Annotated in this window: 12 protein-coding genes and 1 tRNA gene; 10 read left to right on the plus strand and 3 right to left on the minus strand. The window is 69.6% G+C overall.

Annotated elements, in window-relative coordinates; translation table 11 throughout:
* Positions 1-119: 119 nt before the first annotated feature.
* A complete protein-coding gene (locus SD460_RS32640; RefSeq protein WP_290058274.1) occupies positions 120-2,909 on the plus strand; it encodes a hypothetical protein in 2,790 nt (929 codons plus the stop codon).
* Between the two features lie 117 nt (positions 2,910-3,026).
* Here SD460_RS32640 and SD460_RS32645 read toward each other — a convergent pair.
* Positions 3,027-3,100: transfer RNA gene (locus SD460_RS32645), tRNA-Leu, on the minus strand.
* 175 nt (positions 3,101-3,275) lie between these two features.
* Between SD460_RS32645 and SD460_RS32650 the strand changes: the two genes are divergently transcribed.
* From SD460_RS32650 to SD460_RS32680, 7 genes are all read left to right on the plus strand, one after another.
* Positions 3,276-3,890, plus strand: coding sequence for an ANTAR domain-containing response regulator (locus SD460_RS32650; RefSeq protein WP_247021332.1), 615 nt, complete (start codon positions 3,276-3,278; stop codon positions 3,888-3,890).
* A gap of 424 nt (positions 3,891-4,314) precedes the next feature.
* A complete protein-coding gene (locus tag SD460_RS32655) occupies positions 4,315-5,496 on the plus strand; it encodes a branched-chain amino acid ABC transporter substrate-binding protein (protein WP_290058282.1) in 1,182 nt (393 codons plus the stop codon).
* Positions 5,497-5,602: 106 nt separating this feature from the next.
* A complete protein-coding gene (locus SD460_RS32660) occupies positions 5,603-6,601 on the plus strand; it encodes a branched-chain amino acid ABC transporter permease (RefSeq protein WP_290058272.1) in 999 nt (332 codons plus the stop codon).
* Positions 6,598-7,743 (plus strand): branched-chain amino acid ABC transporter permease, encoded by a 1,146-nt coding sequence (locus SD460_RS32665; protein WP_290058271.1) that lies wholly within the window; start codon positions 6,598-6,600, stop codon positions 7,741-7,743. Before SD460_RS32660 ends, SD460_RS32665 begins: the two co-directional genes overlap by 4 nt.
* Positions 7,740-8,666 carry an ABC transporter ATP-binding protein gene (locus SD460_RS32670; RefSeq protein WP_290058270.1) on the plus strand — a complete coding sequence of 309 codons (927 nt, stop codon included), beginning with the start codon at positions 7,740-7,742 and terminating at the stop codon, positions 8,664-8,666. The genes SD460_RS32665 and SD460_RS32670 overlap by 4 nt, the downstream gene beginning before the upstream one ends.
* Positions 8,653-9,366 carry an ABC transporter ATP-binding protein gene (locus tag SD460_RS32675; protein ID WP_290058269.1) on the plus strand — a complete coding sequence of 238 codons (714 nt, stop codon included), beginning with the start codon at positions 8,653-8,655 and terminating at the stop codon, positions 9,364-9,366. Before SD460_RS32670 ends, SD460_RS32675 begins: the two co-directional genes overlap by 14 nt.
* A gap of 160 nt (positions 9,367-9,526) precedes the next feature.
* A complete protein-coding gene (locus SD460_RS32680) occupies positions 9,527-10,288 on the plus strand; it encodes an alpha/beta hydrolase family protein (protein ID WP_318307188.1) in 762 nt (253 codons plus the stop codon).
* Here SD460_RS32680 and SD460_RS32685 read toward each other — a convergent pair.
* Both SD460_RS32685 and SD460_RS32690 read right to left on the minus strand, forming a co-directional pair.
* On the minus strand, positions 10,254-11,225 hold the full coding sequence (locus SD460_RS32685; protein WP_290058267.1) for a LysR family transcriptional regulator: 972 nt from the start codon (positions 11,223-11,225) through the stop codon (positions 10,254-10,256). The genes SD460_RS32680 and SD460_RS32685 overlap by 35 nt on opposite strands.
* A 6-nt stretch (positions 11,226-11,231) precedes the next feature.
* Complete coding sequence (locus SD460_RS32690; RefSeq protein ID WP_290058266.1) at positions 11,232-11,672, minus strand: PaaI family thioesterase; 441 nt, start codon at positions 11,670-11,672, stop codon at positions 11,232-11,234.
* Between the two features lie 62 nt (positions 11,673-11,734).
* Here SD460_RS32690 and polA point away from each other — a divergent pair, with 62 nt between their 5' ends.
* Positions 11,735-14,476, plus strand: a complete 2,742-nt coding sequence (gene polA / locus SD460_RS32695; protein WP_290058265.1) for a DNA polymerase I — start codon at positions 11,735-11,737, stop codon at positions 14,474-14,476.
* A gap of 97 nt (positions 14,477-14,573) precedes the next feature.
* Entirely contained in the window at positions 14,574-15,101 is a 528-nt protein-coding gene (locus SD460_RS32700; protein WP_290058264.1) for an EF-hand domain-containing protein, read from the plus strand.
* Positions 15,102-15,121: the final 20 nt, after the last annotated feature.

Here is a 15,121-nt window from a genome sequence, read left to right on the forward strand (position 1 = left end):
CTGTGCCGCTCACCTTGCCGGGTGGTACCTGAGGTTTTGATGACGATGAACCACTGCTGAACCGCCTTGCCCCAGCCTGTGCCCGGCGGCGGTTCCGCCACGGCAGAGGGGAGTCATCGATGGACGACGAGACCGGGGCACCGGTGGGGAACGCGCTCAAGTACGCGATGTCGGGCGGATTCCTGGCGGTGGCGTTCGGGATACTGGCCGCGGCGCCGGCGCAAGCGAAGCCGGTGGCCGTGGACGCCGACGGCAAGCAGGCGCCCGCCAAGCCGTCGACGAACGTGGTGGAGGCCGCGAAGGTGGTGCCCGGCGGCGGATTTCTCAAAATCGCGGATTCGGCCACCAAGTACGTGGAGTCCGCGAAGTCGAAACCGGATCACGCGGACGAAGAGAAACCGCAGCGCGACAAGGAGCGAGCTGACGAGACCGGCTCGCACGACGAGTCTCCGCGCCGGGAAGAACCTGACCGGCCGGCGAAGCCTGATGACGGCGGTGTCGGAGCCACGCTCCAGCCACTCCTGCAAGCCACCCCCGGCCCGGAGGCCGAGCAGGATCCCCTGCTGACGATGCCGCAGCCGAAGGCCGATCGGTCCGGAGCGGCGCACGACGTGGCCGCACACAACGCCGCCGCGACCAGGAGCAAGGCCTACGAGTACGCGGCGCACCGCAACGAGGGAGTCACCGGGTCGCTGACCGCGTGGGAGACCACCAGCCGGTTCGCCGACGAATACAACGCGGAAGCGACCGGGTGGGAGCGGGTTCGTGATGCCGGCGTCGAACCCTCCTCGGCGCCACCGAAGGTGAACTACACGATGCCGGTCCATTCCCAGACGCCGGTAGCGGTCTCGGTGCCTGCCACCGTCGAGGTGAGCAAGTGGGAAAACGTGCCAGGGGAACCCGGCGGCGTCCCGGTCGGTGTCGACAGCACCGGCCGGCGGGTGGCGCTGTCGAAAGAGCGGCTGTCGCCGGAGCTGCGGACTTTGCTGGAGCAGGGCGGTACCTCGACCTGGTCGCCCACCGAGGACGGGCGGATCCTCACCGTGTTCGCCCCCGAGACCCAGCTCGATCGGAACCTCCGGGACTCGAAGCACCAGTGGAGCGAAGCGGGCAGCAGCCCGCTGGACGCGGTGCAAGCGGCGGCCGGGACGGCAGCGTTGATTTCGGACGTGGCTTCTTTCGGGGCCGGCAACGCCTACGGCACGGGTAAGGACTGCCTCGGCTCGGGGGAGAACTGCGGCGAATTCGCCGCGGAGGGAGGGGCTGCCGCGCTCACCTTCGTGCCGGGTGGACGGTTGCCGGTGGCCGTGAAAGGTGTGGTGGAGGCGGCCGGCGCAGCCGCGAAGGGCGGCAGAGCGCTCGGGGAGGTCGCCGATGCCACCAACCTGATCAGCCGGGCCAACGCGGCCCGGCAAGGCGTCGCCTGGGTGGCGGAAGGCACGAGGGTGCCGGCGGCAGCAGGCGCCCGCGCGGTGCCGGGCCCGGGGATCACGTCGGCGCCGTCGGCGTTCGCGGGTGTCGAGGAAGTGACGTCGACCGCGGCGAAGGGCGTCCCCGCAGGTGGCGCCGACGTGCTGCCCCCGGCCGTAGCGGGCCGGTCTCTGCGCGGCGGGGTGACCGGGAGCAACGGCCCGGCATACGGAAAGGCGGCTCCGCTGGTGGCCGGTGTCGCCGGCACCGGCGTGATCGCCGAGGCGATGGGGGATGGCCGGGGTGACGCGGAACCGTCGCCGAAGCCCGGGGATGCGCCGCCGTCCGCGGGCACGGTTGAGCCGCGGATACCCCCGCTTCCAGACCGGTACCCCGCACCGAGCCGGCGCGAACCGATTCCGGGTGCCGGGCGCGTGCTGGATCCGCGGCTGGCACCGTGGGCCGTGCCGAGCGGGCCGAGGGGCCCGGGAGACCCGGTCCCGGACAATTGGGCTCGTGCCGACCCGCGGTTCACGCCGCTGGCCGTGCCGACCGAACCGGTCGCCCCGGGAAGCCCGGTCCCCGGCGACTGGGACCTGCCCGATCCGCGCCTCACCCCGTGGGGCGTGCCAACCGAACCGGCCTCGCCGGGCTTGCCCGCTGCGGTGGTGCCATCGGAATCGACGGACCTTGCGACCGAGGAAGCGATCACACGGCCGGCACCGATGCCATTGCCCGCTCTCCTCGGGCCTTCGATCACAGACATCCCCCGAGCCCGGTTCGCTTCACCGGTCTGGTCCGCCGGCGCTGGACTGCCCGACGTCGAGGCCTATCTCGACGAGAACCAGGCCCAGAACACCCGCAAACACCGAAACCGCGATCGGGCGGCAGAAGCGGTTCCCGTCCTTTGGCGGATCCTGCCGGAACTCCAGAAACGTGTGGACGACACGGAGGTCGAGTACGCAAACGGACCCGGCTTCACCGTGGGGCAGCTCGCGAACCAAGCCAGGATCCTGGCGGAGGCCGAAGCCTTGATCCCCCCGCGCCAAGCGGAAGCTGCCAAGGTCAAGGCCGGGACTGGCGACCCGGAAAGGCTGAAGCGGTTGCAAGAAGAGGAACATCGTCTTTACGAGAAGCTGTGGGGCATCCGCATGGCCAATGCGGGAACGCAGAAGCACGCGATCTTCGAGGAGTCGGTGATGCGGGACGCGACGGAAATCCTCGGTGAATACGCTGACGAATACCGCTTTCGCGTTGAAGTTCCCTTCACCATCAACGGCGAGGCAGTGCCCGGCGGTTCAGTGGGCCAGGAGGCCCGCAAGACCATCCCGGATCTCGTACTGGAGCGGCGCGCCCCCGACGGGACGTGGTACCGCGTCCAGGACTTCGACCTGAAGACCGGCAAGAAGGGAATCGCCCCGGGCTGGGCCTTCCGCGAGGAGCGCAACGCTCGCAGCCTGTTCAAGGTCATCACCCTCCGGCCCAGCCGGCAGCCGTAGGGCTGGCGCCAGCGTACGGAGGAAGACCGATTCGAACCCGTACGGCGCGACCTGGGCAAACGTGCCCACGGAACGGCTGTTCTGGCGGAGAAGGCCGCCTGACCTGGGAAAATCCAGTGCCCCCGGTGAGATTCGAACTCACACTGGACGGGTTTTGAATCCGTTGCCTCTGCCAGTTGGGCTACGGGGGCGCGACGCGACAACCCTACGGGATCACCGCCTTGCGGTGACCTTCGGGGGCGGGAGTGTCGCGCCCGCCACTTCGTGGTGAACGCCATCTCTGGATCTGGATCGTTCCCGGTAGGCTTCAGGTTCGCGGGAAGCCGCGAAAACCGACCGTCCCGCCGAGTCTTCAGGAGGACCCCGGTGACCGATCAGGCTACCGAGGCCAACGGTGCCGCCACCGTGCCGCAGCGACGGGTGCTCGTCGCGGAGGACGAGGCGCTCATCCGGCTGGACCTCGTCGAAATGCTGCGCGAAGAGGGCTATGAAGTCGTCGGCGAAGCCGGCGATGGGGAGCAGGCCATCGCGCTGGCCACCGACCTCAAGCCCGATCTCGTGATCCTCGACGTCAAGATGCCCAAGCTGGACGGGATCGAAGCCGCCGCGAAGATCACCGGGGATCGGATCGCGCCCGTTGTCATCCTCACCGCTTTCAGCCAGCGTGACCTCGTCGAACGCGCGAGGGACGCCGGGACCATGGCTTACCTGGTGAAGCCGTTCGCGAAGCGGGATCTGGTGCCCGCCATCGAACTCGCCGTCAGCCGGTTCTCCGAGCTGCAGGCGCTCGAGGCCGAGGTCGCCGGGCTCACCGATCGGCTCGAGACGCGCAAGGTCATCGACCGGGCGAAGGGGCTGCTCATGAGCCGGCAGGGGCTCACCGAGCCCGATGCCTTCCGGTGGATCCAGCGCACCGCCATGGACCGGCGGACCACCATGAAGGCCGTGGCCGAGGCCGTCGTGGAAAGCATCGGCAGCTGAACCAACGGCAAAAGGGTGCGTCCGGGAAACCGGGCGCACCCTTTTTCGTGACGCTCCGGGTGCCCGAAAGGGCGCTGTTGGTACCTTTGCGAACCTTCCCGGCGTGGCCGGGCGCGGTGATCGACTCGCGGCTCGTAGACTCTGCACACCTTGAACCGGGCGTCAAGGGGCACTCCGCGGGCTGTTGAGCACCGAGAGTAACCACCCGCTGGTCGGATTACGACGAGCGGGTGTAAATCATACGTTAATACTCGTGACGACCGTCACGATGTGGCTACAAGAGCTCGTGTGACTCTGTGCAACGGCTCCCGGGGCGGCTACTTTCAGCGGCCAGTCAGGTCCCACATGGGGACAGCCGTCCTACCGGGCGGTCAGGTGGCATTTGGAGGAACGAGTGCAGAAAGCACGACTTGCGCGGTTCATCGTGCTGGCCGCTGCCGGGGCCATTTCGCTCAGCGCGTGTTCGGCGCGCACCGACAGCGGTTCGGGCGACAGCAGCGCGAGCTCGCAGTCCCAGGCTGCGGCTCCGTCCGCCGCCGCCGACGCGGCCGACCCGGCCGGTGACGGCAAGGCCCAGTGTTCCCCGACCTCCATCGCGTACGCGGGCACCATCAACGGCGCCAACGCCGCGCTGGGCGTCAACATCCTGAACGGCGCGAAGCTCGCCGTCGACCAGCACAACAAGGCCAACCCGGGCTGCCAGGTCAAGCTGGAGCAGTTCGACACCGAGGGCACGCCCGACAAGGCGCCCGGCATCGTGACGCAGATCGTCAACACGCCGGCCATCATCGGCGTCGTCGGCCTGCCGTTCTCCGGCGAGTCCAAGGCCGCGGGCAACATCTTCAACGGCGCGGGCCTGGTCACGGTCACCCCGTCGGCGACGAACCCGACCCTGAGCCAGAACGGCTGGAAGACCTTCTTCCGCGGTCTGGGCAACGACAACACCCAGGGCCCGGCCGCCGCGAAGTTCATGACCGGTGAGCTCAAGGCCGCCAAGGTCTGCGTCATCAAGGACGACTCCGACTACGGCACCGGCCTGGCGGCTTCGACCATTCAGGCGCTCGGCGACAAGGGCACCTGCCAGGACAGCGTCAAGACGAAGCAGACGGACTTCTCGGCCGTGGTCAACAAGATCAAGAGCGAGAAGCCGGACGCGGTGTTCTACTCCGGGTACTACCAGGAAGCCGCGCCCTTCGCGCAGCAGCTCAACGACGCGGGCGTCGAGGCCAAGTTCGTCGGCCCGGACGGCGTGAAGGACGACGAGTTCGTCAAGGGCGCCGGCGAGGCGGCCTCGAAGGCGTACTTCACCTGCCCGTGCGTCCCGGCTGACCAGTTCACCAAGTTCACCGACGCCTACAAGGCCGCGGTCGGCAAGGACCCGGGCACCTACTCGCCCGAGGCCTACGACCTCGCGACGATCCTCCTCAAGGGCATCGACGCGGGCAAGAAGGACCGCGCCGGCCTGCTGGACTTCGTCAAGAGCTACGACGGCCAGGGCATCACGAAGCACTTCAAGTGGGACGACAAGGGCGAGCTGTCCAGCACGACCGTGTGGACCTACAAGGTCGAGGGCGGGAAGATCGTCCGCAACACCGAGATCAAGTAGCGCAACGCTTCCGTTCTGATTCCCGGGGTGCTCGCCCGGCGGCTTGATCCCGCCGGGTGGGCACCCCGGTCCCACATGGAGAACTAGTGTGTCATTGACTCATCACTTGAGCTCGGTCGTTCTGGCGCAGAGCGACAGCTGGATCACGTTCAACGTGGACGCGTTCCTCGACCAGTTCTGGAACAACACGTTCGACGGGCTCGCGTACGGCAGCATCTACGCTCTCGTGGCGCTGGGCTACACGCTCGTTTACGGCGTCCTGAAGCTCATCAACTTCGCCCACTCCGAGGTGTTCATCTACGGCGTCTACGCGACGTGGTTCACCTTCTACGGCCTCGGGTTCCGCCCCGGTAACACGCCCACGCTCACCGTGATCGAGCTGATCGGCTTCCTGCTGCTCGCGTTGCTGGCGTCGATGGCGATCTCCGGCGGCACGGCGGTGGTCCTCGAACGGGTCGCCTACCGGCCGCTGAGAAAACGCGGGGCACCGAAGCTGGTCTTCCTGATCACCGCGATCGGCGCGTCCTTCGTGCTGCAGCAGCTCATCTTCATCTGGCGCGGCGGCAACCCCGAGCTGGGCATCCGCCTCATGCGCAACCAGGAAGTCTTCACGCTCTTCGGCGGCAGCGTCACCAACGTCACGATCATCACGGTCGTCGCGTCGATCCTGCTGATGCTGGGCGCCAACTACTTCGTCAACAAGACGAAGTTCGGGCGCGGCATCCGCGCCGTGGCGCAGGACCCGGACACCGCGACGCTGATGGGCGTCAACAAGGAACGCGTCATCATGCTGACCTTCCTCATCGGCGGTCTGCTCGCCGGTGCGGCGGCGCTGTTCTACATGATGAAGATCCCGCAGGGCGCCTGGTACCAGGGCGGCTTCCTGCTCGGCATCAAGGCGTTCACCGCGGCGGTGCTCGGCGGTATCGGCAACCTGCGCGGCGCGCTGCTGGGCGGCCTGCTGCTCGGCGTCGCGGAGAACTACGGCCAGTCGCTCTTCGGCGGCGGGTGGCGCGACATCGTCGCGTTCGTCCTGCTGGTGCTGGTCCTGATGATCCGGCCCACCGGCATTCTCGGTGAGTCGCTCGGAAAGGCCCGGGTATGACGACGACCTCGACAAAGCCGGCGGTGGCGAGCGCCGGCAAGCACTCGCTGCGCGAGCGCTGGAACAACCTGAGCCGCGTCCAGCAGTGGGTCGTCCTGATCCCGCTGGTGGTGCTGATCTACTTCCTGCCGGTGCTGAACCCGCCGATCCTGACCACCCAGCCGGGGTACGACTTCCCGATCGCGATGTTCGAGGTGGCCCGCTACGCGCTGGTCGCCATCGGCCTGAACGTCGTCGTCGGGCAGGCGGGCCTGCTGGACCTCGGGTACGTCGGCTTCTTCGCCATCGGCGCGTACGTGATGGCGCTGTTCACCAGCCCCGACTCGTCGCTCTCGCACCTGCCGTTCCTCGTCGTGCTGCCGATCGCCATGGTCGTGACGATGGTGTTCGGCGTGATCCTCGGGACACCGACACTGCGATTGCGCGGGGACTACCTCGCGATCGTGACGCTCGGCTTCGGCGAGATCGTCCGCCTGCTCGCGGACAACGTCGGCCCGCTGCGCGGCAACTCCGGGTTCAAGGAGGTCGGGCACCCGCCGGGCACGAACGCCGACGGCTCGGCGCTGTTCAACAACTCGAACGGCACGCCGTGGTACTGGCTGTGCGTCACGCTGATCATCGCCGTGCTGTTCCTGGTCGGGAACCTGGAACGCAGCCGCGTCGGCCGCGCGTGGGTGGCCATCCGGGACGACGAGGACGCCGCCGAGATCATGGGCGTCCCGACGTTCAAGTTCAAGATCTGGGCGTTCATCAGCGGCGCGGCGATCGGCGGCCTCTCCGGCGCGCTCTACGCCGGCCAGCTCGGCTTCGTGAACAACCAGAAGTTCGACGTCGTCACGTCGATGCTGTTCCTGGCCGCGGTGATCCTCGGCGGGTCGGGCAACAAGGTGGGTGTCCTCCTCGGCGCCTGCGTCGTCGCCTACGTCCCGCTGCGCTTCCAGGCGATCGCCGAATACAAGTACCTGATCTTCGGTCTGGCGCTGATCATCCTCATGATCTTCCGGCCGCAGGGCCTGCTCGGCGCACGCCAGCGGCTGCTCGCCTACGGCAGGCAGGCGTACCAGCGCCTGCTCGGCCGCGGTGAGCAGATCAGCAGCGACGGCGCGCTGCAGACCGAACCGACCCCGGGGAGCAAGTCATGACCGAGCCCCAGAACGGCGGTCCCGAGGTCGCCGCCGAGGGCGGCCTCGTCGCCGAACTGCAGCACATGACCGCGGAGGAGCGCGCCGAGCACGACGCCGAAGTCGCCGAGGTCGTCGCGCCGGACCGCGACATCGAGGTCGAGGTCGGCGAAACGCTGCTCGAGGTCGACGACGTGACGATGCGCTTCGGCGGCCTCGTCGCGCTCGACCAGATCTCGTTCGGCATCCGCCGCGGCGAGATCCTCGGCCTGATCGGGCCGAACGGCGCGGGCAAGACGACGTGCTTCAACGCGATGACCGGCGTCTACCGGCCGACCTCGGGCGAGGTCCGGCTGGAGGGCAAGGCGCTGGGCAAGACGTCGCGGCACGGCATCACCCAGCTGGGCATCGCGCGGACGTTCCAGAACATCCGGCTCTTCAGCGAGATGACCGCGCTGGAGAACGTCGTCGTCGGCACCGACGCGCGGCACAAGACCAGCCTGCTCGGCGCGCTGGTCCGCTCCCCGCGGCACCACCGCGAGGAGAAGGCCGCCGTCGAGAAGGCGATGGCCCTGCTGGAGTTCGTCGGCATCGCCGACCGCGCGGCCGACCGGGCGAAGAACCTGCCCTACGGCTACCAGCGGCGCCTGGAGATCGCGCGGGCGCTGGCCACCGAGCCGAAGCTGCTCTGCCTGGACGAGCCCGCGGCGGGCTTCAACCCGGCGGAGAAGGAAGACCTGATGGGCCTGATCCGGACCATCCGCGACGACGGCTACACCGTGCTGCTCATCGAACACGACATGAAGCTCGTCATGGGCGTGACCGACCGGATCGTGGTGCTGGAGTTCGGCAAGAAGATCGCCGAAGGCCTGCCCGCCGAGATCCGCGAGAACCCCGCGGTGATCGCGGCCTACCTGGGGGTGCCTGACGATGACGTTGCTTGAGTTGTCGGACGTGTCCGTCCACTACGGACGGATCCAGGCGGTCTCCGGGCTGTCCATCTCGGTCCAGGAAGGCGAGATCGTCACGCTGATCGGGGCCAACGGCGCCGGCAAGTCGACGACGATGCGGGCCATCTCGGGCATCCGGCCGATCTCGTCGGGCAAGATCACGTTCGCCGGCGAGGACATCTCCAAGCTGCGCGGCGACCTCCGGGTGGTCCGCGGCATTTCGCAGGCGCCGGAAGGCCGCGGGATCTTCCCCGGCATGACGGTCTCGGAGAACCTCGACATGGGCGCCTACGCCCGCAAGGACCGCAAGGACCTGGCCGAGGACCTGGAACGGGTCTTCGAGCTGTTCCCGCGGCTCGCGGAGCGCAAGACGCAGATGGGCGGCACGATGTCCGGCGGCGAGCAGCAGATGCTCGCCATCGGGCGCGCGCTGATGGCGAAGCCGAAGCTGCTGCTGCTGGACGAGCCGTCGATGGGGCTCGCCCCGCAGTTCATCCAGCAGATCTTCCGGATCATCACGGAGATCAACAAGCAGGGCACCACGGTGCTGCTGGTGGAGCAGAACGCGCAGCAGGCGCTGTCCCGCGCCCACCGCGCGTACGTGCTCGAAACCGGCCGGATCACCAAGTCCGGCACGGGCAAGGAGCTCCTCGCGGACAACAGCATCAAGGAGGCCTACCTGGGCGTCGGCTGACGTCCCGGAAAGCCCGACCGGCCCCGCGCGCTTCGGCGTGCGGGGCCGGTTCGCGTTCCCGGTGACAACCACCGGTTGTCGTCGACGCCGGAAAGGCTGTTGGACCCGCCCGTCCTCCTCGCGGTTTGCTTGTGGCACAACGAAAACCGAGGAGGACGAGATGATCGAGGGAATCGCGGCCGGGGTGCCGTTCGTGGCGGTGCCGCCGTCGGCCACCGGCGAGCGGACGGCGTTGGTGGTGGGCTGGCACCTGATGGACGCGCCGGCGAGCGAGCGGGCGATGGCCGAAGCCGTCCCGATGGCCGGGCTGCCGGCGTGGCGGGTGTACCTCGGCCTGCCGCTGACCGGGGCGCGGCTGCCCGAAGGCGGCTACGACGAGGTCTTCCGGCGGGCGGGCGAGGACGCCGTGCTGAACGTGTTCGAGCCGGTGACCGAGCAGGCCGCGGGCGAGTTCCCGGCGGCGCTGGCCGAGCTGCGCGACCGGCTGCCGGGCGCGAGCGGGCCGCTCGGGGTGTTCGGCGGGTCGGCCGGGGCGCTCGTCGCGCTGGAGGTGCTGGCGCGTGGGGACGCCGAGGTCGCGGCCGCCGCGGTGGCCAGCCCGGTCGTCCAGCTCGCGCCGATGATCGCCGCCAACGAACGGCGCTTCGGGGTGACCTACTCGTGGACCGAGCGGTCCCGCGCGGTCGCGGCCCGCTACGACTACGTGAACCGGGCCGCCGAGCTGACCGCGCCGCTGCTGCTCGTCGCCGGCGCCGGCGACGACATCGCCGTCCGCGAGCCCGCCGCGGCCCTGCACGAGAAGCTGGGCGCCGACCTCGTGACGGTCGAGGGGATGGCGCACGAGTTCCCGCCGGGGACACCGGAAGCGGCCCGCGTCGACGCCGCCTTCACGGAGTGGTTCGCGCGGAAGCTGCGAGGCTGACGTCGTCGTCCGGCACCCAGGCGTGCGCCGGGTCGTAGGCGCACCAGGCCTCTTCACGGCTGGTGCGCCCGGCCGGCGCCATCAGCCGCTTCAGCGCCGGGTGCGCCTTCCCGCGCCGCCAGACCAGCGACCACGGGAACAGCGGCGACGGCTCGAACGGCAGCACCTTCAGGTTCAGGTCGGGCGCGAGCTCCATGTCCGCGCCGGCGAGCGTGACGCGCCGCTTGCCGTAGCGCGTCTGCTCGAGGGTGTGCCGCAGGTCGTAGCTGACGCCGGAGTCGTCGACCGGCACGCCGAAGCGGGTGCACAGCTCGTGCACGTAGGACAGCCATTCGGCGGGGCCGCCGTGGCCGGGCAGCCAGATGCCGTCGGCACGCAGGTCCGTCAGCGGGAGGGCGTCCTGCACGGCGAGGGGGTGCTCCGGCGCGAGCAGCGCGACCAGCGGTTCGAGCCGGACGACCCGGTGCTCCAGCTCGTCCGGCAGCGGCCGCCCGAAGCCGTTGACCCGGCCGAAGGCGGCGTCGAGCTCGCCGGACAGCAGCTTCTCGACGGCGTTGGCGAACCCGCCGCCGGCCACCTTGTCCACCTGCAGCGCCGGTTCCCGCTCGGCGAGCCGGCGCAGCAGGAACATGGGGGAGAGGCGGTAGTCGAGCAGGTCGAGGCGCAGCGGCCGGTCCTCGGCGCCCATGGCGGCCACCGCCGCGTCGGCCACCCGCACCAGCTCGCGCGCGTGCGGGAGGAACCGCTCGCCCTCGGCGGTCAGCTCGACCGACCGGTTGGTGCGGACGAACAACGGCGTCGCGAGGACGTCTTCCAGCTTGCGGATGCGCTTGGACAGCGCCTGCTGGGTGAGGAACAGCGCCTGGGCGGCCCGGCCGAAGTGGCGCTGCTCCGCCGTCACCACGAACGCCCGGACCTGGGCGACGTCGAGGTCCACGGGGGCTCAGGCGCCCGGCGGGCGGTCCCGGACGACGCAGGTGAGCCGCGCGGTGCAGGTGCGGCGGCCCTCGTCGTCGGTCAGCACGATCTCCGCGGTGATGGTGCCGCGCCCGACGTGCAGCGGGGTCGCCACGCCGGTGACCGTGCCCGCGCGGACGGCCCGGTGGTGCGTGCAGGACAGCTCGAGCCCCATCGCCGCGCGGCCCGGGCCCGCGTTCAGCGCCGCGACCGTCGAGCCCAGCGCCTCGGCGAGCACCGCGTTCGCGCCGCCGTGCAGCAGGCCGTACGGCTGGAGGTTGCCCTCGACCGGGATCGTGCCGACGACGCGTTCGGCCGTCGCTTCGAGCAGCTTCATCCCGATCTTTTCGTTCAGCTGCTGGTCCGCCGCCGCCGGGTCGATGCCCGACAGCCGCTCCACGTCGATGGGGGCGGCACTGTCCGTCACACAAAGCTCCTGTTCCTATGCGACACGTAAGAGTGTCGGACCCTCAGCCTAGACTCGGCCCCGTGAGCCCGAGTGAGAAGACGACCGTTGCCAACGCCACAGGAACGACCGGTGTCGCCGAGCGCCCGAAGCTGCTGCTGATCGACGGCCATTCGATGGCCTACCGCGCCTTCTTCGCGCTGCCCGCGGAGAACTTCAAGACCAAGACCGGCCAGGTCACGAACGCGGTCTTCGGCTTCACCTCGATGCTCATCAACCTCCTGCGCGACGAAGCGCCGACCCACCTCGCGGTGGCGTTCGACCTCTCGCGCAAGACGTTCCGCTCGGAGACGTACGCGGACTACAAGGCGAACCGCAGCGCGACGCCGGACGAGTTCCGCGGCCAGGTGGACCTGGTCAAGGAAGTCCTCGACGTGCTCGGCATCCCGTCGCTGACGAAGGAGAACTTCGAGGCCGACGACATCATCGCCACGCTCACCACGCAGGCGACGGCGGACGGCTTCGACGTCCTGATCTGCACCGGCGACCGCGACGCGCTGCAGCTGGTCACCGAGCACGTGACCGTGCTGTACCCGAAGCGCGGCGTCTCGGAGATGACCCGGTTCACGCCGGACGCCGTCGAGGAGAAGTACGGGCTCACCCCGCGGCAGTACCCCGACTTCGCGGCGCTGCGCGGCGACCCCTCGGACAACCTGCCGAACATCCCCGGCGTCGGCGAGAAGACCGCGGCCAAGTGGATCAAGCAGTTCGGCTCGCTCGACGACCTGATCGACCGCGTCGACGAGGTCAAGGGCAAGGCGGGGGAGGCGTTGCGCGCGCACCTCAGCTCCGTCCAGCTGAACCGCCAGCTCACCGAGCTGATCCGGGACGTCGAGCTGGAGATCGCCCCGGCCGGGCTGGAGCTGCGCCCGTGGGACCGCGAAGCCGTGCACGCGCTGTTCGACGAGCTGGAGTTCCGCGTGCTGCGGGACAGGTTGTTCGCGACGCTGCAGAGCGCCGAGCCGGAGGCCGAGGAGGGCTTCGAGGTCTCGGGGACCGCGCTGGCGCCCGGTGCGCTGGGCGCGTGGCTGGCCGCGCACGCGGGCGGGAGCGAGCCGGTGGCGCTCGCGTTCCGCACGACGGGCGCGTCCGTCCGCTCCGACCTGCGCGCGGTCGCTTTCGCGGCGGCGGACGGCGAAGGCGCGTACGTCGACGTCACGGCGATGGACCAGGCCGACGACACGGCGCTCGCCGCCTGGTTCGCCGACCCGAAGATCCGCAAGACCGGCCACGACCTCAAGGTTCCGCTGCACGCGATCCGCGCCCGCGGCTGGGCGCTGGCCGGGCTCGCCATGGACACCGCGCTGGCCGCGTACCTGGTGCGTCCTGGGCAGCGCACGTTCGAGCTGGACGACCTCGCGCTGCGCTACCTGCACCGCGAGCTGCGCTCGGAGACCGACGCCGGCGACGGGCAGCTGTCGCTGCTCGACGGCGGCGCGGAAGGCCTGGAGCAGAAGGAAATCCAGGAAGAGCTCGTCAAAGCCCGTGCGATCTTCGAGCTGGCCGGCGCGCTCGAGAAGGAACTGGAGCAGATCGGCGGCGCGAAGCTGCTCGCCGAACTGGAGCTGCCGCTGCTGGAGGTCATCACCGAGCTGGAGATCGCCGGCGTCGCCGTCGACCTGGAGCAGCTGACGACGCTGGAAGCGCACTACCTCTCGCGCGTCACGCAGGCGGCCGAAGAGGCGTACGCGGTGATCGGCAAGCAGATCAACCTCGGCTCGCCGAAGCAGCTGCAGGTCGTGCTGTTCGACGAGCTGGGCATGCCGAAGACCAAGCGCACCAAGACCGGCTACACGACCGACGCCGAGGCGCTGCAGGGCCTGTTCGAGAAGACCGAGCACCCGTTCCTGCAGCACATGCTGGAGCACCGGGACGCGACGAAGCTGCGCACGACGGTCGAGGGGCTGATCAAGTCCGTCGCCGACGACGGCCGCATCCACACGACGCTGCTGCAGACGATCGCGGCCACCGGGCGGCTGTCCTCGACCGAGCCGAACCTGCAGAACATCCCGGTCCGCACCGAGGAAGGCCGCCGCATCCGTGACGCCTTCGTCGTCGGCGAGGGCTACTCCGAGCTGATGACCGCGGACTACAGCCAGATCGAGATGCGGATCATGGCGCACCTGTCGAAGGACGAGGGCCTGATCGAGGCGTTCAACTCCGGCGAGGACCTGCACACGTTCGTCGCGTCGCGGGCGTTCTCGATGCCGCCGGAGGAGATCACGCCGGAGCTGCGCTACCGCGTCAAGGCGATGTCGTACGGCCTCGCGTACGGGCTGTCGGCGTACGGGCTTTCGCAGCAGCTGCGGATTTCCACCGAGGACGCCAAGTCCCAGATGGAGGCGTACTTCGACCGCTTCGGCGGCGTGCGCGACTACCTCCACTCCGTGGTCGGCGTCGCGGCGAAGAACGGCTACACCGAAACGGTCTTCGGCCGCCGCCGCTACCTGCCGGACCTCAACAGCGACAACCGCCAGCGCCGCGAGATGGCCGAGCGGATGGCGCTGAACGCCCCGATCCAGGGCAGCGCGGCGGACATCATCAAGGTCGCGATGCTCAACGTCCACCGCGAGCTCGTCAAGGCGAAGCTCAAGAGCCGGATCCTGCTCCAGGTGCACGACGAACTCGTGCTGGAGGTCGCCGAAGGGGAGCGCGAGCAGCTGGAAGCGCTGGTGCGCCAGGGCATGGGCTCGGCGTACGACCTCGCGGTGCCCCTGGAGGTCTCGGTCGGCTACGGGCGGTCCTGGAACGAAGCCGCGCACTGAGTTCACGCTGTGCCACGGCCCGGATCACCGGGTCGTGGCGCGGGTGCACTCGGGCGGACGTCGTCGGGTACCGGCCGGCGCGGCGATGCTGTCCTGCATGGCCAGTGACTTCCAGCGACGCAAGATCTCCGTCGTCTTCGGCGCCATGGACGCCGACGAAGACGGCTACCTGACCGAGTCCGACTTCCGGGCGCTCACGGCTAGATGGCTCGGCGTGCGCGGCACCGACGGCGGCAGTCCCGACGGCGACAAGCTCGCGGCGATCATGATGGGCTGGTGGGCGACCCTGCGCGACGCCTCCGACCGCGACCGCGACGGCAAGGTCTCGCTCGACGAGGTCCTCGGCGTCGTGGACGAGCTCCCGCGGATGCCCGGCGCGGTCACCGGCACGGCGTCGGCGATGTTCGAAGCGGTCGACGAAAACGGCGACGGCACGATCTCGGCGGCGGAGTACGACCGGATGATCGAGGCGTGGGGCGGCACTCCCGCCGACGACGTGTTCGCCCTCCTGGACACCGACGGCGACGGACGGCTCTCGCACGACGAGTTCACCGCCCACTGGTACGAGTTCTGGGCGGGCGACGACCCGGCCGCACCGGGCAGCTGGGTGTTCGGCCGGGTCTGACGTTTCCGGGCAGAGCCGCG

The sequence above is a fragment of the Amycolatopsis solani genome (assembly GCF_033441515.1).
In the GTDB taxonomy this organism is placed as follows: Bacteria; Actinomycetota; Actinomycetes; order Mycobacteriales; family Pseudonocardiaceae; genus Amycolatopsis; species Amycolatopsis solani.